This window comes from Streptomyces sp. NPDC059564, assembly GCF_042735575.1.
GTDB lineage: Bacteria > Actinomycetota > Actinomycetes > Streptomycetales > Streptomycetaceae > Streptomyces.
In genome coordinates this window covers 1-17,829 of the sequence record NZ_JBHWBP010000021.1, presented here as the reverse complement: position 1 = coordinate 17,829, position 17,829 = coordinate 1, and the positions used below count along the sequence as shown (strand labels likewise).

Annotated in this window: 19 protein-coding genes and 1 pseudogene; 10 read left to right on the top strand and 10 right to left on the bottom strand. The window is 70.3% G+C overall.

What is annotated here, in order from left to right; genetic code table 11:
- Window positions 1-337: 337 nt before the first annotated feature.
- Window positions 338-1,642, bottom strand: a complete 1,305-nt coding sequence (locus ACFV0Q_RS06870) for a phage tail sheath family protein (RefSeq protein WP_385001567.1) — start codon at window positions 1,640-1,642, stop codon at window positions 338-340.
- 340 nt (window positions 1,643-1,982) lie between these two features.
- The gene (locus ACFV0Q_RS06865; protein WP_385001564.1) at window positions 1,983-2,333 is read right to left on the bottom strand and encodes a hypothetical protein; all 351 of its coding nucleotides are present in this window, start codon (window positions 2,331-2,333) and stop codon (window positions 1,983-1,985) included.
- A 767-nt stretch (window positions 2,334-3,100) separates the two neighbouring features.
- Here ACFV0Q_RS06865 and ACFV0Q_RS06860 point away from each other — a divergent pair.
- Complete coding sequence (locus ACFV0Q_RS06860; RefSeq protein WP_385001561.1) at window positions 3,101-3,472, top strand: peptidase inhibitor family I36 protein; 372 nt, start codon at window positions 3,101-3,103, stop codon at window positions 3,470-3,472.
- A gap of 187 nt (window positions 3,473-3,659) precedes the next feature.
- On the opposite strand, the gene ACFV0Q_RS06855 is transcribed toward ACFV0Q_RS06860, so the two are convergent.
- From ACFV0Q_RS06855 to ACFV0Q_RS06835, 5 genes and pseudogenes are all read right to left on the bottom strand, one after another.
- Window positions 3,660-4,541: an IS5 family transposase gene (locus ACFV0Q_RS06855; protein WP_385001558.1), complete on the bottom strand. Its 882-nt coding sequence runs from the start codon at window positions 4,539-4,541 to the stop codon at window positions 3,660-3,662.
- Window positions 4,542-4,563: 22 nt separating this feature from the next.
- A pseudogene (locus ACFV0Q_RS06850) lies at window positions 4,564-4,848 on the bottom strand (transposase); the annotation flags it as partial.
- Window positions 4,849-5,017: 169 nt separating this feature from the next.
- The gene (locus ACFV0Q_RS06845; RefSeq protein WP_385001555.1) at window positions 5,018-5,782 is read right to left on the bottom strand and encodes a hypothetical protein; all 765 of its coding nucleotides are present in this window, start codon (window positions 5,780-5,782) and stop codon (window positions 5,018-5,020) included.
- Between the two features lie 47 nt (window positions 5,783-5,829).
- Window positions 5,830-6,972, bottom strand: coding sequence for a homogentisate 1,2-dioxygenase (locus tag ACFV0Q_RS06840; RefSeq protein ID WP_385001553.1), 1,143 nt, complete (start codon window positions 6,970-6,972; stop codon window positions 5,830-5,832).
- A gap of 153 nt (window positions 6,973-7,125) precedes the next feature.
- Entirely contained in the window at window positions 7,126-7,983 is an 858-nt protein-coding gene (locus tag ACFV0Q_RS06835; protein ID WP_385001551.1) for a helix-turn-helix domain-containing protein, read from the bottom strand.
- 197 nt (window positions 7,984-8,180) lie between these two features.
- Between ACFV0Q_RS06835 and ACFV0Q_RS06830 the strand changes: the two genes are divergently transcribed.
- The 4 genes from ACFV0Q_RS06830 (at window position 8,181) to ACFV0Q_RS06815 (ending at window position 11,481) form a co-directional block, all read left to right on the top strand.
- Complete coding sequence (locus ACFV0Q_RS06830; RefSeq protein WP_385001548.1) at window positions 8,181-8,903, top strand: hypothetical protein; 723 nt, start codon at window positions 8,181-8,183, stop codon at window positions 8,901-8,903.
- 199 nt (window positions 8,904-9,102) lie between these two features.
- Complete coding sequence (locus tag ACFV0Q_RS06825; protein WP_385001545.1) at window positions 9,103-10,212, top strand: hypothetical protein; 1,110 nt, start codon at window positions 9,103-9,105, stop codon at window positions 10,210-10,212.
- Window positions 10,213-10,387: 175 nt separating this feature from the next.
- A complete protein-coding gene (locus ACFV0Q_RS06820; RefSeq protein ID WP_385001542.1) occupies window positions 10,388-10,678 on the top strand; it encodes a CU044_2847 family protein in 291 nt (96 codons plus the stop codon).
- Window positions 10,675-11,481 (top strand): trypsin-like peptidase domain-containing protein, encoded by an 807-nt coding sequence (locus tag ACFV0Q_RS06815; RefSeq protein ID WP_385001539.1) that lies wholly within the window; start codon window positions 10,675-10,677, stop codon window positions 11,479-11,481. The genes ACFV0Q_RS06820 and ACFV0Q_RS06815 overlap by 4 nt, the downstream gene beginning before the upstream one ends.
- On the opposite strand, the gene ACFV0Q_RS06810 is transcribed toward ACFV0Q_RS06815, so the two are convergent.
- Complete coding sequence (locus ACFV0Q_RS06810; protein WP_385001536.1) at window positions 11,465-12,139, bottom strand: hypothetical protein; 675 nt, start codon at window positions 12,137-12,139, stop codon at window positions 11,465-11,467. The genes ACFV0Q_RS06815 and ACFV0Q_RS06810 overlap by 17 nt on opposite strands.
- Window positions 12,140-12,328: 189 nt before the next feature.
- On the opposite strand from ACFV0Q_RS06810, the gene ACFV0Q_RS06805 reads away from it, so the two are divergent.
- Complete coding sequence (locus tag ACFV0Q_RS06805; protein ID WP_385001533.1) at window positions 12,329-13,030, top strand: EF-hand domain-containing protein; 702 nt, start codon at window positions 12,329-12,331, stop codon at window positions 13,028-13,030.
- Entirely contained in the window at window positions 13,027-13,227 is a 201-nt protein-coding gene (locus ACFV0Q_RS06800; RefSeq protein ID WP_385001530.1) for a hypothetical protein, read from the top strand. Before ACFV0Q_RS06805 ends, ACFV0Q_RS06800 begins: the two co-directional genes overlap by 4 nt.
- Before the next feature lie 136 nt (window positions 13,228-13,363).
- Here ACFV0Q_RS06800 and ACFV0Q_RS06795 read toward each other — a convergent pair whose 3' ends face one another.
- Window positions 13,364-13,615 (bottom strand): hypothetical protein, encoded by a 252-nt coding sequence (locus ACFV0Q_RS06795; protein ID WP_385001527.1) that lies wholly within the window; start codon window positions 13,613-13,615, stop codon window positions 13,364-13,366.
- 76 nt (window positions 13,616-13,691) lie between these two features.
- Window positions 13,692-14,381: a response regulator gene (locus ACFV0Q_RS06790; protein ID WP_385001524.1), complete on the bottom strand. Its 690-nt coding sequence runs from the start codon at window positions 14,379-14,381 to the stop codon at window positions 13,692-13,694.
- Window positions 14,382-14,618: 237 nt separating this feature from the next.
- Here ACFV0Q_RS06790 and ACFV0Q_RS06785 point away from each other — a divergent pair, with 237 nt between their 5' ends.
- From ACFV0Q_RS06785 to ACFV0Q_RS06775, 3 genes are all read left to right on the top strand, one after another.
- A complete protein-coding gene (locus ACFV0Q_RS06785) occupies window positions 14,619-15,557 on the top strand; it encodes an ATP-binding cassette domain-containing protein (protein ID WP_385001521.1) in 939 nt (312 codons plus the stop codon).
- Between the two features lie 95 nt (window positions 15,558-15,652).
- Window positions 15,653-16,375: an ABC transporter permease gene (locus ACFV0Q_RS06780; RefSeq protein ID WP_385001518.1), complete on the top strand. Its 723-nt coding sequence runs from the start codon at window positions 15,653-15,655 to the stop codon at window positions 16,373-16,375.
- A 119-nt stretch (window positions 16,376-16,494) separates the two neighbouring features.
- A partial coding sequence (locus tag ACFV0Q_RS06775; protein WP_385001515.1) for a sensor histidine kinase occupies window positions 16,495-17,829 on the top strand: 1,335 nt, incomplete at its 3' end.

The following is a 17,829-nucleotide window of genomic DNA, read 5'->3' as shown; positions in this document are numbered from 1 at the left end:
CGCGGGGCGTACCGGCAGCCCGTCGAGCATCCTCCTCGCGGGTGATCTGCTGCGCGAGGATGTCGCGGTCGATGTACGGGGCGACGGCGGCGAGGACCAGGCGCTGGAGTTCGTCCGGCTCCAGGGCTCGTAGGCGAGCGTGCGGTTCGAATCCGCGCAGCTCAGAAGCGGTCAGGACGACGACCAAAGCGGGCGCAACAGGTGTGGTGCACGGACACGCCGCGCGGGTCGCCTGCCTCGACGTACAGGGCCCCACCAACGGCTGGCTCGTTGATCACTCAGCTCGGCAGACGAGGATGCTGTCTGCCCCGCCGAGGCGGGGCAGACAGGTGGGCCGTCAGGTGATCTTGTCGCTCTGTCCGGCGAGCTGGGTGATGGTGAAGTGGACGAACTCGGCGGGGCGCACGGGTGCGACGCCGATGTCACAGATGACCTTGCCGTCGGCCACGGATTCGGGTGTGTTGTTGGTGGCGTCGCAGATCACATAGAACGCCTCGTCCGGTGTGCGTCCCACGAGGGCGCCCTGCCGCCACTGGTCGGTGAGGAACGAGGCGACGGAGTGCCGCAACGTCGCCCACAGCCGCTCGTCGTTGGGCTCGAACACCGCCCATGTCGAGGACTGGCGGATGGAGTCGGAGAGATAGGACACCAGGCGGCGGACGTTGAGGTAGCGCCAGTCGCGGGTGGTCGACCTGGTGCGGGCGCCCCACACGAGCAGGCCCCTGTCCGGGAAGACCCGCAGGCAGTTGACGCCCTTCGCGTTCAGCTCACCGTGCTGGTCGTCCGTAAGGAGGGTTTCGATCTTCAGCGCGCCGCGAAGGTTCTGGTTGGCTGGGGCCTTGAAGACGCCGCGTTCGGCGTCGGTGCGGGCCCAGACTCCCGCCAGGTGGCCGCACGGCGGCACGGTGCGCTCGACGGCGTCGACACCCGGGACCGTGATCCACGGGTAGTACAGGGTGGTGAAGGCGGCATCGTCGGAGTCGGGCGAGGCGAGCGTGTCGGCGAACGTCGCCACCTGGGCCGGGGTCTGGCCGGGCGGCGGGTCGAGGATCGCCAGCCGGTTGCGCCGCTCGGTGCAGTGCTTCACGACCTCGGCCATCCTGCTGACGCCCGAGGCGTGGTCGGGCGCGGGTACCTCCTTCTCGGAGGAGACGTCCGCGGTCATGTCCCAGAGGCTGGGCACGGCGACCATGGTGACCTCGGGAAGAGTCTCCAGACCGGCGAGGCCCGTGCGGGCTTCCGTGTTCCCCTTGAGGCCCTCGGGCGAGACGGCGTCCTGCGGGCTGGTGAAGCCCACCACGTAGCAGGTGCTCCCGCCGTTGGCGAAGAACCCGTTGACCGCCTCGGCCAGGGGGAGGCACCGTTGCAGCGTATGAACGGTGGCCGGGTCGGTCGCGTCCGCGAGGTCCTTGGCGATTCCCGCAGTGCTATAACGGGCGGCGAACTCCCTCCAACTGCCGATCTTCTGCGGGACCGCCCGTTCAGCCTCGGTGAACGGCTTCGGGGTCACGTCCGGACCGTCGTTTGCGGAGGCCTGCGTGTAGCCGAGGAACGCCGGGACCGACGTGCTCGCCCCGTTGATCGTGCGTACTCCGTCGGGGAGCTCCTTCACGAAAACCCCTGGCGGGTTCTGGCTGGACATCCACACTCCTTGAGATGAGAGAGCCGCTGCTTATGAGAACGGCGAAGCCGTACCCACCCCAGCGCAGTGCGCCGCCCCGCCAGCGCTTTGAGCGGGCAAACCACCTCTTTGGGCGAACGCTTCCAGAGACATCCGGTGACTGCGGAAGGAAGGGCTCGGGAACGGCCTTGGGCAGCTGATCGAGCGGCAGGTTCGCATCGAGCGCACCACCTGCGCTCTTCAATGCCGTCGGTCCGAGTCGCGGTTGAGCTGGGCCATGAGTTCGCGGATGGTCGAGCGGGCGGCGTTCAACTCGTCGCCCTGGTCCCGGAGCCTGAGTTCCAGATCGACGACCTGCTGTTCAAGGGTGGTGATCCGAGCCTTGAGCCGCTCGGTGTCGTCGGGGCCGCCGATGCCGGACTCGCGCCAGACTTGCTCGCTCCCCGCGGGCCTCGACCGGCAAATCCCAGTCCTCGGCGACCTCGTAGAGCTGGGCCATCACGACCGACGACACCGCCTTCGTGATGATGCCGTGCACCAGAAACTGCCGGACCCCGGCCGCCACGTTCCCGATCCGGGCCGGCTGCAGAGCACTCTGCGCACCTGGTCCCGCCAGCACCAGGCCGTATCCAGCAGGCTGGTCGATACCCGTCGTCTCCTTCGAGCCGAACTTCAGCCAGACCAGGAACAGCCCGAACTCCTCCGCCGCCACCCGCCAGTCCCGGCCGGTCCGAGCGCACCATCAAGAGGGGGTACATCACCTGCCGCAGCCTGACCTTCAACGGCGCGTACCCGTCCACGATCAGCCGCGCCCGCTCCACCACGACCGTCCACCGGATCCGCTCCCGCGCCATACCGGTACATGTACTCGTGACGGCGCCGCCAGCCCCGGACTCGGGACAGACCTCTTCCCTCGGCTATCGCGAGGAAAGAGGTGTCGATTTCCGAAGGGGGCTTGCCCACGGCATTTGACCTGCACAAACGGAAGATCACCGGGTTCGGGGGTTCACACCTCCGGCACTACGTCCGGTCCCCCGCCCAGGGGGTGTCCGATAGGTCCCGTGGCGGGACCAGCGGGCCAGCCGTCGGCGGCGCGGCAGCCGGGGCGGCAGCCGGGACGGTCGCCTCGCCGGTTTCGACCGGGCACGGTATGCCCAGTCGGACACCCAGACGGTCGAGAAAGTAGAGCCCGCGCGGTGCACAGCAAGAGAGCCCGTTCGGGGCATTGTGGCCGTGATGGCTGCGGCGCTGATGCTCTTCCTGGCGATCGGATCGCGGCGAGGGTGATCGTTCCGTGACTGCCCCTGTCTCCCGGAATTCTGACCCCATGCCGGGAGGGCTCACAACTGCGATTCCGCGAGCAACGTGTCAGCAGGCAAGGCCGGTTGATCGCCCCTCGGTATGAGGATGGCTCTGCGAGGGTAGTAGAGCGGAACACACGAGGGGATTGCCTGTGCCCCGAGACGATGGGAGTAGTTAGTGCGCAAGGCGTTCAAATCTGTCCGGGCCGTGCTGGCCGCGGCACTCGCCGGAGTGGCGCTTTCCACGGTCACGGCGACTCCGGCGCAAGCCGACGGGTGGTGTAACCCCGGGTACTTCTGCGCCTATCAGGACAACGATGAAGGCGGGTGGGCGGTCAGGGTCCGGGATGGCGGGAGCGTGCCGCGTCTCGTGGAATGGCAAAATGACGGCGTGAGCTCGGTTTGGAACCGCACCGACAATCAGTGGTGTCTATTCGAACACCAGGATTACAAAGGACGCCTTTTGGAATCCGTGCCTCCGGGCGCCAAGTACAATCTCCCCATGTTCGACAGCGACAAGACCAGCAGCCTCTTTAGCTGCATCCTCTAAGCGATCTCGGTGATTTGTGGTGCGGCCTGGGTAGGTGACCCGGTGGGAGGGGTCGCCATGGTGATGACGCCGCTGCGCGTGGAACTGTCACCGGCCCAAGTCGCCGAACTGCGCTCGCCGCGGGCGAGATGCGTGCGGGTGACCCTCACCCCAGGCGAAAGCGTGGGGCTACGGTGCGTCCGGCGATTCAAGGACGGAGCCAGAGCCGGATCGCTGCGACGGTGACCGTGCCCTGGAAGACACAGGCCCGCTGGTCGAAGCGTGTCGCGGCAGCGCGCGATACCTTGAGAGCGTTGATCGTCCGCTCGACTTCGTTTCTGCGAACGTACCGGGCCCGGTCGAAGTTTGCGGGCCGACCGCCTTTGCTGCCGCGGCGTTGGCGGTGGGCCCGCTGGTCCTTGCGCTCGGGGATGGTGTGCTTGATCTGTCGGCGCCGCAGATATCGGCGGTTGCGGCGGGAGCTGTACGCTTTGTCACCGCTCAGATGGTCTGGCCGGGTGAGGGGATGCCCGCCGGCCGGGCGCGGCACACGGATACGCTCCAGCACCGGGATCATCTGCGGCCCGTCACCGGCCTGCCCCGGCGTGATCAGCACCGCCAGTGGGCGCCGCCCGCCCTCACCGGCCAGGTGGATCTTCGTGGTCCACCCGCCTCTGGAGCGGCCCAGCCCTTCATCATCCCGATGGTGGGCAGGCCGGATTCGCTTGCCGGGAATGCGCGGAGGCCGCTTCGGGGCTCCGGCCGCGTGCTGGTGCACCCGGCAAACCGTCGAGTCCACGCCCACGATGGACCAGTCGATGCGGCCTTCCGCGTCCGCGTCGGCCTGGACGGAGCGCAGGATCCTGTCCCACGTGCCGTCCGCCGACCACCGGCGATGCCGATCATGGCATGTCTTCCACTTCCCGAGCCTTGCCGGAAGGTCCCGCCACGGGATACCGGTCCGCTGTCGGAACAGGATCCCGTTGATCACTCGGCGGTGGCACGACCAACGCCCGCCCCGGCCCACGTCCTTCGGAAGGTTCGGCTCCAGACGAGCCCACCCCGCATCAGAGTGGTCACCCCGCCCCACATTGCCCAGAACGAACTACTCACCGCAGCTGCGGGGAGACGTCCACGGCCAACACCAGCCGGCCGTCGCTCGCACGGGACAATGGCACGCCCGCCAGCGCGCGACGAAGCCGGGCAACGGCGATCCGGCCCCGGTTGATTCCGGCGTACAGGGCTCCGTGCCCGCGTCGGTGTTCGGGCGCGAGCGCCAGGTCCACGAGGGTACGGACAGGTCCGTCGGTGCACAGCAGCGCGTCGCACACGCCGAACAGGGCATCCGCCCGCGCTGTCAGGCACGCATACAGCTCCGACCGGAATCCCGACACCATCGCGAGCGCATCTCGGCGGACGCTGTACTCGACCAGTCCCACGATCCCGGCCTCCGTACTGAATCAACCCTGAGCACGGGATCGGGGCCCGGCCTCTCGCACGTCCGGTGATGTGGGGAAACCCGAACATGTTCGGGCTCGGTGCGACGCAGGTGGATAAACGGCAAGCTCAGTGCACGGTCAGCAGGACGCAGCCGTTGCCGCCCCGGCCCCCGGCGTAGCCGTGTCCTCCCCAGCTGCCGCCGCCACCGCCGCTGCCGCCGTTCCCGGCACGGGGGCACCTTTCATCCGTGCGGTTCGCCTTGCCGCCAGGCTGGCCCAGTCCGCCCTCGCTGCCGTGGGCACTTGAGCCGTTGCGTCCGTCGGGGCCGGGCGCCAGGTTGCCGCAGCCTCCGCTGCGCTCGCCGGAACCATGCTCTCCGCCGGTGCGCTGTCCCCCCTGGCCTCCTCCGCCTCCTTTGCCGGACACCTGGGCTCGGAGTTGGGTGCTGCCGTTCGGGGCGACTTGGACGGACTTGACGCCCGTGATTCCTCCTCTCTTGCCGTTCGCACCGCTACGGCCGCTGCTTCCGCCGTCCCCGCCGTCACCGCCCCGGCCCACGTGGACCTCGATCCTGTTTCCGCTCCCGCCGGGGATCGCGCAGTCAGCATCGGCACCGGCTCCCCCGCCTCCGCCCCCGTACCCGCCGGGGCCGTCATACACCCCGCCCGCGCCGCCGCCACCACCGCCACCGGCCCCGATGAAGAACAGCTCGTGATCGCGGGTGCCGGCGGGCAGGACGCAGTCGTCATCGCCGGGCGTGCTGTACGCGGTGGTTCCCTTGGCGCAGTACGTCACCGACGGCTGTGCGGCGGCATCCGAGGCCACCATGTTGCCCAGGACGAGCGCGAGAACAGATCCGCCGATCATGGCGGCCCTGTGCATCCTGGTCACGAAATGCATCCCCTTCTTCTTCGTCATTGGTACGTCCGCCCGCGCCATCAGGTGCCCTGGGCCGTGCTCTGCCTCGCCGCATCGGCCTCCGGCGTGGGGGTCAGGGGTGCCTTGGTGTCCACGAACACGACCTCGCTGTCGATGCGGTCGCCCGGCTTCAGGTTCTTGGACACCTGCTCCTGAAGTCCGGCGGGCAGGCCGTGGTGCAGGCCCTGCGGTACGAGGGACATGGTGGCCGGGGCGATGGGCATGCCCAGAACCGTCCCGTTGTGGAAGAACGTGAACTCGTCGTAGTCCGCGTTGCGGTGGTACGGCGGGAAGGGCTCCGAGTCGGGCGCCGACTCGAAGGGACGCGGTAGGAAGTTCCCCACCATGAACGTGGACGTGGCGAAGACGGCGTACGCGGACGGCATGATGTGGATGCGGTCGCTCATGACCGGCCGGTAGTCGCGGATGTTCAGCTTGAACGGGAACAGATCGCCCGACCACCCCTCGACGTCGATCGGGTCGGCGTCGAAGACGACGGTGGCGTATTCCCCTCGGATCCTGATCCGCACCGGCCAGGTGCCGTCCTCGTCACGGCCGTCACCCAGCTCGTCCAGTGCCGGGGACGGTACGTACAGCAGCCCGGGGTCGAAGGGGGCACGGCGGCCGAACGCACCGGTGTCGGCGAAGCCCAGCTCCTCGGCCGACTCGACGACCAGGAAGTAGTTCACCGGGCCGGCCGGACGGATCCGGTAGGTGACGCCCTTCGGCACCAGGACGTAGTCACCGGGCTCGTACGGGATCGGCCCGAACTCCGTGTAGAAGGTGCCGGTGCCCTCGTGCACGAAGTACAGCTCGTCCCCGTCGACGTTGCGCACCGAGTAGGGCATGTTCGCGCTGCGCCGGCTGACCCAGATGGACAGCGCGGGGTTGTGGAACAGGCGCAGCGGGCCGCCGCCGGGCAGGGTCCGGTCGGTGGGCTCCAGCGACTGCCCGTCGTAGGTGCGGTTTCCCGCGCCCGGCGCCGCGTGCTTCCAGCCGGTCGGCTCGTTGCGCCGGTACAGGTACGCGTCGCGCCCTTCGAAGCCCTGCCGTGTGAGCATGTCCTCGTACAGGCCGCCCAGTTCGTGCCGTCCGGTCACGGCCTGGCGCAGCACCCTTCCCCGGCTGTGGTGGATCCAGGATCGCATCGGCCTGAGTTCCATGGGCCCTTCCCTCTCGCTCCGTCGGACTCCCTGCCCCGACCATGCGCGCCGAAGACCCCGTACAGGAACGCCCTGCCGATACCCGTACCGGCAGGGAGACGATGCGCCGCGGGCGATAGCCCGTGAGCCGCGCCGGACCGGTCGTCCGGCGGGCTACGCCTCGGGCACGGGAACCGCCTGCGGGCGCGGAAGGGAGTCGAAGGCCGCGGCGGTCTCCTCGTCGCCGGGCAGCCAGAGTTGGAGCCAGTGGTTCGCCTCCCCTACGAAGAGGACCTCCAGCCGGATGTTCAGGTGCCCGGCGTCGGGATGCCAGAAGCGCTTGCCGCCCGGCAGTCTGGAAGCCACCGCGTGGGCCGCCCACCGCGACGCGAACCCGGGGACCGCGGCCACGTCCTCGACCAGGGCCCGGAACGCGTCGTCCGAGCCCCAGTCCGGCTCGGCGGCCCGTAGCCAGCCGACCGCCTCGTCCGCCGTCGCCGCCCATGACGCCTCGTCGAGGATGCGGTGCGCCATGGGGTGCAGGAAGTGGTAGCGGATGAGGTTGGGCGGGTCCGTGTCCAGCACACCCAGCGGTGTGGCCACCGTCTCCCACGACCGGTTCCATGCCACGACGTCGTAGACCGGCCCGAGCAGGCATGCCGGGGTGGGATCCAAGCGGTCCAGGAGGTCGCGCACGCTGGGGCGGGGGGCGTCACCGACCGGCTGTGGTGCGGGGAGGAGCGTGGCGCTGTGCTGTCTCAGGGCGAGGCGAGCGAGGTGCCGCTTCTCGTCGCGGGACAGGCGGAGCGCGTCGGCGAGGGCGGCGAGCACCGCGCCGGAAGGGTTGGTGTCCCGGCCCTGCTCGAGACGCTCCAGATACTCGACGCTCAACCCGGCGAGCGTGGCGAGTTCGCCCCGGCGCAGTCCCGGGGTACGTCGCCGGCCCTGGGAGGCCAAGCCCACCTGCTCGGGCGTGAGCCCCTCCCGGCGCGAACGCAGGAACGCGGCCAGACTGTTTGCGTGTGCCGTCATGCGTAACGTAACCCCACTGATTTCGGCCCTATGCCGCCCAGGGGCGTGGACCCCATGGCAGCGCACTACCCCAAGCCCTGAGCGGACGGCCCAAAGCCGCCGGTTTCGGAATCTTCAATTCCGGGGACGGTGTCCCCGCATCGCCGTGACCGTACCCCGCGCCATGACGGCGCCTGACGCGACAGCCGAGGGAGACCATGGGTTGGAAAGGCACACGCAAGACGGTCACGTCGGCCGCTCTTGCCGGAGTGGTCGCCCTCGTCCTGGCAGCTCCGCCCCCAGTCGGCACCGAGCCCCGGACCGGGACCGCGCCGTCGTTCGGGACGGTGGCCGCACGGCAGGACGCCTCCCCGACGCCGCCTCCGCCCCGCCTCCCCCGCGACTTCCGCGGCAAGGGCAAGTGGATCGTCCAGGACCTGGACATCACGGTGCCGTTCACCTGGGAGGGGAGAGACGGCGACAGCCAGATGACCGCGGGGGGCCCGCAGTACCCGATCTGGTTCACCAACCTGATCTACCATGACACGCTCTACACGCTGACGTACAAATGGCCCGGTCTGAACGAGCATCCCTGCTCACGCATCCCGGACTTCAACCTGGAGGCACTGAACCAGGGGTTCGAGGGCGCCCGGTTCGTCGGGCGGGAGACCCTGCGGCGCACCCGCCCGGAGCGGCACGTGAACCACTGGAGGGTGGGCGTGGTCCTCCCCCAGCTGCCTCCCGGGAACTATCCGCGTCTGCCGCTCGCGCTCGGCGACATCTACGTCGACGAGCACAACCGGGGAACCTTCTGGCAGGTGCTGCAGTTCGGCGTCCAGAACCTCTACGACCCCGAGCTGGACGAGTGGCTGGTCATGGACACCTTCGAGCACCGGCCCGGGACCGTGACGCTTCCCCGGCGGTGCGAGCCGCCCCGGTGAGCGTCGCCCCTGCGCCGGGAGGCGCCTCGCCCGGTGCTGGAGCAGCCGACCGCTCGTGGATCGGCGACAGCACAGGGGGCCCGTACGGCGGCCGGGGGGTTGGCGGCCGACCCGCGGGCGCAGCCCGGGCGGGGCGGGGCAGGAGCTGATATGTCGTCATGTGTCGCTCGACCGCCGCCCATCGAGAGGGATCCGATCCATGCCGCGCACGCCGACGACCCGACGACGTCTTCACCGGCTGTTCACCACATGCCTCGCCGGCCTCCTGGCGCTCGCCGTCGCCGCTCCCGCCCGGGCCGACGTGGGGGACGTGACGGAGTATCCGGTCACCACCCCTGACAGCTTCCCGGCCGGCATCACGGCTGGACCGGACCGGGCGCTGTGGTTCACCGAGTCCGGTGTCGGCCGCATCGGGCGCATCACCACCGGCGGTTCTGTGACCGAGTACGCCCTGCCCAGCGCCGACGGCTTCCCCTTCGACATCACCCAGGGCCCCGACCGCGCACTCTGGTTCAGCGAAGGAGCCGCCGGGGCGATCGGCCGGATCACCACGTCGGGCCGGATCACCGAATTCCCGCTGCCCTGGACAGGCAGCTTCCCGCTGGGGGTCACAAGCGGTGCCGACCGCGCGCTGTGGTTCACGGACTCCGGTACGAACTCCATCGGGCGCATCACGGTGGACGGCCGCGCCACCTCGTACCCGATCCCCACGCCGGACAGCCTCCCGTACCACATCGCGGCCGCCCCCGACGGCTCGATGTGGTTCACCGAGATCATCGCCGGCAAGATCGGCCGGGTCGACAGGTCCGGCACCATCACCGAGTTCCCGCTGCCCACCGGCTTCGAATTCCCGTCCGACATCGCGTTCGGCCCCGGCGGGATGTGGTTCACGGCGACCGAAAAGATCGGGCGGATCCGCCCGTCGGGCGCCATCACGCTGTTCCCCCGGCCGAACCCGGGCGGGGCGGCCGACGGGATCACCCGCGGATCCGACGGGAGCATGTGGTACGCCGACCAGTTCGGCAGCATCGGCCGGATCACTCCGAATGGGAAGATCACCGAGTTCCCGGTGGCGGGCGGCGCGGACAAGGTGCCCTTCAACATCGCCAAGGGGCCCGACGGGAACATCTGGTTCACCGAACTGATCGGCAACGCCATCGGCCGCCTCCAGACCAGGGCCGGCCACTGGGGCGGCCCGCGTACCCCCGCCGCGAGCCCGGCCCAGGCTCCGCACCACCACCAGCTTCCCTTGCGGTGGCACCCCTGCGGCCCCGGTGGATTCCTCAAAGCACCCGTGCCCTGCCGCTGATGAAGAGATGACACCCCGTGCCCAGCACCGTCACCCCCGGGGTCCGGCGGAGCCCGGCGACATCTGCCCGTGTCGCAGTGATCGAGGTAACGTGCTTCTGCCACACGTGACTTGATGACCAGTCAGGGGGGACTGTCGCATATACCTGAGCCTGCCTTTCGAGAACGGCGAGACCATGGTCGTCGAACTGCCCGAAGGGCAGGGCTCCGGAGTCATCCGGGCGAACCGAGGCGAAGGACTCGTGGAGTCGTCGGCCGAGACCTTCGAAGCAGGCCTGGGGCGGGTCCGGCGCGTGGCCGAGGCCATGCTGCACCGGCTGACGGACCTGCCTCGCAGTCCCGACCACATCCGCGCCACGTTCGGCATCAGAATCACGGCCGAGGCGGGGCTGGTCGTCGCCAAAGGGTCCGGAAACGCTCATTTCGAGCTGGAACTGGAGTGGACCCGCCCGCAGGGTGATGAGTGACCTCGCCGGGCGGGCCGGGGGAACTGGCCTGGGAGCGCGGGACGGCACGTGTACTGCACGGCGGACAGCCGGTCGGGGTCGCGTTCCTGATCCCCGGCCGGCTCCTGCTGACGTGCGCCCACGTCATCTCCACCCTCGCGGGGCTCCCGGACGACCGCCCCCTGCCCGCGCGCTTCCCGGTGAACCTCGACTTCCCGCTCCTGCCCGGCCGCCCGGCGGCGGAGGCCGCCGTGCACTTCAGAGTGCCGGTGGCCGCCGACAACAGCGGTGACGTCGCCCTACTCCAGCCGGCCGGCCCACCGCCGCCCGGCGCCGTACCCATGCGGACCCTGGAGGCCGACGACCTCGCCGGACACCGCTGGAGGGCCTTCGGCTTCCCGAGGTATCCGGGTGCGGACGGCGGCAAGGACGCCGGCGTCTGGACCCGCGGCACCATCGAGGGCCGCGGGGGAACCGGATGGTGGCAGCTCACGTGCGACGAGCGGGCCCCCTTCCCCCCTGGCCGGAGGCTTCAGCGGGGCGCCCGTGTGGGACGAGCAGTACCAGGGGGTGATCGGTATCGTCGTCGCGGTCGAGGGGGACCAGCGGCGCCGCACCGGCTACGCGCTGACCGTGAAGTCGCTCGCCCGCGAGTGGCCGCAGCTGCGCTCACGGCTGCTCGCCGACAGCCCCTTTCGCAAACTGTGGCCGTTCACCGAGGCGGGGCTCCCGGCATGGCCACTGTCCGCCCAACGATACGGAGCGCCGACCGCGGGCGCCGTTCCGCAGGGGCGATGCGGGAATCAGTCATCGGCCGGCGATGAGGCCGGTGATGAACTTGCGGCAGCGACCACGGTGGACGGTGTTGATGCCGTGGATGAGTTGGGCCCCGTAGACGGTGGCAGTGCCGGTTTCGGCGGGCAGGACCCTGGGGCTGCCGGTGACAGCGTGGATCCAGGACGTGTCCGGCTCGCCTCGGGAAATCCTGTCGTGGGGCGCGATACGGGTGAACCGCATGCCCGGCTCGTAGCCGACGTGGGGTCCGGCATCGAGCCGTGTGTCCCAGACACCGTCGCCGGGGCCGCTCTCGATGAAGAATTCGCCTCCGGCGGTGGCGTCCTCGATGGTCACGCCGATCCGGGCGACATGACGCGGATGGGCCAGCGGGTCGGGCCCGATGCCGTCGAGGTGACGGACCGCGCCCTCGCCGGGCCCGAACTCGATGAACTGCCACGGCGACGCGCCCCGCGCAGACGGGAACACCTGACGGATCTCCGGAAGATGCCGGGCGACCGCTCTGTCGAGTACCTCGTGCACGTGGGCGGGCAGGTCTTCGAGTTCCTCGCCCACATAGGCAGGCCGCCAGCCCGTGGCCGCGAGATGATCGTCAAGGAGCGCGGTGAGATCGGAGATCTCTTTCGGGTCCAGGAATCCGGACACGGTGCGGACGGCGAGCGTCTCGGTCAGGGTGATCACGGTCATCCCTTCGGGTCTGCGACGGGAGCGTCCGGCCGCATGAGGCGGGCAGGCAGGCCTCATCCTCGAACAGTGTTCGGGAGCGCGGCGGGGCGCGGCAGCGGCGCACGGGGGCACATGCGCGGCAGCCGCAAGCCCTTCGTCGCCCGTTTAGTCTCGGCTCTCTCCCAGCCGTGACGACCGACGAGGTTTCCTGTGAGTGAGCTCGACGACTACGCCGCCAAGATGGCGGCCCGCTTCCATACCTTCGACCAGGACGGCGACGGCCAGGTCACCCGCCGAGACTTCCGGCTGATGGCGGAGCGGGTCGCGCGGGCCTTCGACGTCGCCGACGGAACGGACCAGGCCGCCGCCCTGCAGGAGGCGGCCGACCGGTACTGGGAGGGCATGGCCGCCCTCGCAGACGGCGACCTCGACGGCCGCATCACGCGCGGGGAGTTCGTCGGCGCCGCCGTTGCCGGCCTGCACCAGGACCCGGAAGCATTCACCCGGATCGCCCTGCCCTGGCACCGGGCCGTGTTCAGGGCCGCCGACCACGACGGCGACCGCCTCGTCACCGTCAACGCGGTCGACCTCATGCTGGTCGCGCTCGGCGCGGAACCGGACCAGGCCCGCCGCGTCGCCGCGGAACACCGCACCGACCCCACCGGGCACATCACCGAGGAGGAGATCCTCGCCGCCGTCACCGCCTACTACACCACCGGCGAACCCCAGCGGGCCTTCGCCGTACCCGCCTGCCGCGTCTCGTCCGGTACCGCCCGCCACGGCCGTGCCGGATCCCCCGGTGCACCGACGCTCTCGAACGGACCTCCGGCGCCTCCACGGGCGCCGGCCCACGTCGGCCGTAACCGCGTTTCGCCGCCGGCACCCTCACCACCAATCAGGAGTCATACATGACCTTCTACATCCAGAACATCAGCTCGGGACTGGTCCTCGACGTGCAGAAGGGCCGGGCTCTGGTCGAAGAACTGTCCTCGCGTGAAGACGTTCCGGCCGACCTGCGCCAGCGGGCAGCGGAGTTCAAGCCCTCTCTGGAACTGATCGAGACCTCGCTCACGACCGGCACGCCGGCCGAGCCGACCCCCAAGCCGTAGGCCCCTTCCCGCGCGTGCGACGGGGCGGGTCGTGACCGGTCCCATCGCACTGCTCAAGCCCTCACGGGCTGCCGACGGCGCTAGGGGATCGGGGGTTGGTCTTTGTGGAAAGCCCAGAGGGGGGTAGCGCGACGGGCTACGACCGTGCTCGCGTGACGGCCCCGCGTTCACCTGGTGCGGAGTTGGCAGTGGAACCTGGCCTTCCGGTGGGAAGAGGGTTCCTGTCCGGGTGGCACGGGGCCGTCGATGTGCCGTACGGCGGCTGCATGCTCGACATCTCGCCGTCGGTGTCGGCGCGCTCGATCGTGACCTCGGTGCCGTCCTCGAGGGTCGCGACGGTGATCTCAGTGCCGTCCTCGGCTGTCGTGGTGATGTACTGCTCGCTCATGGGTGTGCTCCATCTCGCGGTAAGGGGTCGGTCAGCGTCGCCGTGATCTTGCGTGGGACGCCGCTATGGGACCCTCCTATGCAGGTCGGCCGCGGCGCGGCGGGGTCAGGCCCGCCTCGTGGGCGGCGACGGCCGCCTCCACTCGGTTGCGGGCGCCCAGCTTCGCCAGGACGGCGCTGACGTGTGCTTTCACCGTGCCCTCGACGAGGTGCAGTCGGCTCGCTATCTCCGCGTTGGAAAGCCCTGCGGCGAGCCCGGCCAGAACGTCGCGCTCCCGTTGCGTGAGCCGGTCCAGGGAGCGGTGGGGGTGTGCCGTGCGGTGGGCGCGCATTCCAGCGATGACCCGGCCAGCGACTCGGGGGGAGAGGTAGGCGCCGCCGGCGCCGACCGCCCGTACGCCGTTGAGGAGTTCTCTGGGGTCGTCCGCCTTGAGCAGGAAACCGTCGGCGCCTTCCTCGAGTGCTCGGGTGATGTACTCGTCCTGGCCGAACGTCGTCAGCATGATCACACCGACGGTCGTCGGTTCTTGCCGAAGCCGGGCTACCGCCGTCAGCCCGTCGAGGCCTGGCATCTGGATGTCCAGCAGGACCACGTCCGGCCGGTACCGACGGGTGAGTGCGAGGGCCTCGTTGCCGTCTCCCGCCTCGGCGACCACGTCGACGTGCGGGTCCCGGGCCAGGATGGCACGTACGCCGGCCCGGACCATTGCCTCGTCGTCGGCCACCAGGACGCGTACGGGCCGACTGTTCGGTGTCGTCTCTTCCACGCGAGGAGCCTACGGCCAGCTCACTGCAGCGTCGGTGGTGAGCCCCGCAGTTCCGTCCCGGGGCGGAGTGCGTCCCCGACCAAAGGCAGGATGCCCCTTCCTTTCGGCCCATGGGCGTCGGCTGCGTGCGCTCGTAGCGTCGCTGCCGTACGGGAATCGCGGCGGGCTTCCGTGTTCCGTAGGCCTCGCTCCGCGTCCCGTGCGCCGAGCCTTCTGACCGACAGCGAAGGGAACTTTGTGATCAGCCTCCGAGGAGTGACCAAACGTTACGGCGACACGCTGGCCGTGGACGACCTGACGTTCGACATCCAAGCCGGCCGGGTGACCGGCTTCCTCGGCCCCAACGGGGCCGGGAAATCCACCACGATGCGCATGATCCTGGGTCTCGACCACCCCACGCGCGGACGGGCCCTGATCGCCGGCCGACCCTATGCGGACCTGCGCCGGCCGTTGCGGGCGGTCGGAGCGATGCTGGACGCGCGGGCTGTCCACCCGGCCCGCTCCGGCCGCTCGCACCTGCTCGCCCAGGCCCGGGCCAACAGCATTCCGGCACGCCGGGTGGACGAAGTGCTGGAGACGGTGGGCCTGGCCAAGGCGGCCCGCCGGCCGGCCGGCACGTACTCGCTGGGCATGAGCGGACGACTCGGAGTGGCGGGCGCGCTGCTCGGCGACCCGCCCGTGCTGATCCTGGACGAACCGGTGAACGGCCTCGACCCCGACGGTGTGCAGTGGATCCGCCGGCTGGTGCGGGACCAGGCGGCGGAGGGGCGCACCGTGTTTCTCTCCAGCCATCTGATGAGCGAGATGCAGCTGACGGCCGATCACCTTGTCGTGATCGGGCGGGGACGGCTGCTGAGCGACTCCGCCCTGGCGGAGTTCCTGGCCGCCGCGTCGCCTGGCTCGGCACGGGCCTCGGTGCCCGACCCGGAAGGGCGGTCCACACTGGTCCGCTGTCTGACGGCGGCCGACGGCGTGAGCGTGGAGACGTCCGCGTCGGGGGAGCTCGCCGTGGGCGGCATGAGCGCGGCCGAAGTCGGTGACCTCGCCCACCACTGCGGGGTGCGGCTGCACGCGTTGAGCGACGTAAGGGTTTCGCTGGAGCAGGCGTACATGAACCTGACCGCGCGGAGCGTCGAGTATGCGTCCGGCGCCACTGAGGAGAGGGGACAGCAGTGATCATCGCGACGTCATCCGGGAAGCGGACGATTGCGCTGCCACGGGAGGAGCACGAGGCTCCAGGACGGGGCACGCCTGGTGGTTTCGGCGGGGCCGTGGCATGCGAGTGGACGAAGCTCTGGTCCGTCCGGGCCTCTTACCTTTGCCTTCTGGCGGGGCTCGCGGTCACCGCCGTGTTCACGTTCTACTACGCCTCGATCGCCCGCATCAACGAACACACGGTCCAGGCCGTGGGGAACGCGGCGGCCGCCTCCGTCGTCGTCACCCAGTTCGCCGTCGTCGTCCTGGCCACGGTCGCGGTGACATCCGAGTATTCGACGGGGACCATGCGGGCCTCCCTGCTGTGGGTGCCGCGGCGGCATCGGGTCCAGGCGGCGAAGGCGCTGGTAGCGAGCATGGTCGCGTTCCTCGGTGGTGCCGTGTTCGCGGTCGTGGGCACTGTCGTCGCCTGGGTGGCGTTCGACGGGCGGGCCTCGTTCGACGCCGGCACGACCGTCGGTCAGATCCTCGCGATCGGGGTCTACCAGGCGCTCGTCGCCGTACTCACCGTCGGTGTGGCCTTCTCCGCGCGGCACCCAGCCGGCACGCTGTCGATTCTCGTCGCACTGCTGTGGGCGCTGCCGAGCGTGCTCCTGGGGCTCGGCGGCGACGCGCTCGCGGCCGTGAACGACGCTCTGCCGTACGGAGCGGGCGACCACTTCATGCGCGTCGGCGGCGACGCCCCGTACTCCTCGGCGACAGCCCTCCTCATCGTGGCCGCGTGGACCGCGGGGGCGCACGTGACCGGCCTGTACGTGCTGCGCCGCAGGGATGCCTGACAGCGCGTCGGCGCCGTACCGGGCACCTCCAACGGTCGGCATCGGCGGGTGCCCGGTGCACGTCCCGGAGAATCGACGCAAGCATGTCCCGACACCCGGCCGAAAGGACTCCACGCACGATGTGGCACCCTCGCCTCCCCCCGACCAGGCTCGTTCTCGCCAACGGGGCGCTGTGGGCCGTGCTCGCCGCCGCCACCGGATACGGGTTCCGGGACGCGGGCGGGGCGGCCTCGCCGGTGGTGGATCTGCTGCTCCCCCTGGCCGTGCTGGCGGTGGCCGTACCGCTGTCCCGCAGTCGGCCGATGGTGGCGGTGCTCGTCGTCAACGGGTTGTGCGCACTGGGCCTGGCCGATTCCGCGACCCCGGCCAACGCCCATGTCCTGTCGCTGGCCGCGCTGAGCTGTCTGCTCGGTGTGCGGGTCGCCCGGGCCCGGGGATCGCTGGTGGTGCTCGCGGTGTGCCTGGGGGTCGACATCGCTGCTTGCACCGTGCTGCGGGTGCCGGCCGTGTGGTGGTTCTACACCCTGACGGTCATCCCCGCCGCCCTCCTGCTGCCGTGGCTGGCGGGACGCCACTGGCGCGGCCGGCGTGAACTCGTGCGGGACGGATGGAGGCTGGCCCAGAGCCTGGAGGAGCGCCAGCACCTCGTCGCGGAGCGGGCCCGGCTGGCCGAACGCGCGGACATCGCGGCCGACATGCACGACTCACTCGGCCATGTCCTGAGCCTGGTCGCCCTGCGCGCCGGTGCCCTGGAACTCTCACCCGACCTCACCGACCGTGATCGCGCCGACCTCGTCGAGCTGCGCGAGACAATCGCCGACGCCGTCGAGCAGCTGCTGCAGACCATTACCGTCCTGCACGACCCACGGGAAGCGGAAACCGAGACACCGGCGGGCGCAGGCAGGCCGTCCGTCAAAGGCACGGTCACGGACCTCCTCGGCCGGGCGGCCGCCTCCGGGGTGCCAGTGAGCTGGGAACAGCGTGGAGCAGTGCCCGCGCTGCCACCGCTGGTCGAACGCGGCATGTACCGGGTGGTGCAGGAAGCCCTCACCAACGCCATCAAGCACGCCCCCGGCCGCGCAGTCAGGGTAGGAATCGACCACGCAAGCGACCACACTCGCGTGAGCGTCGTGAACGCCGCCGCGCAGGAGGACGGGCTGGTCAGGCAAGCCGACGAGCAGGCGCCCACAACCGGAGGCCGGGGACTGACAGGGCTTCGGGAACGGGTGATGGTCCTGGGCGGCACCTTGCACACAGGTCCGCACCAGGGCGGCTTCCGTCTCATCGCCGTCCTCCCCCACCAGGCCCCGGCCCGCCCCCTGACGCAGGCAGCCGCCACCGGGACAGACGGGCACACCGATCCCCGTGCTGCCCCGGAATCCGCCGAACGGCTCGCCGCGGTGCGACGCGCCGCGCGGCGCCGCACCGTTGCCGCATTCGCGGCGCCCGTCGCC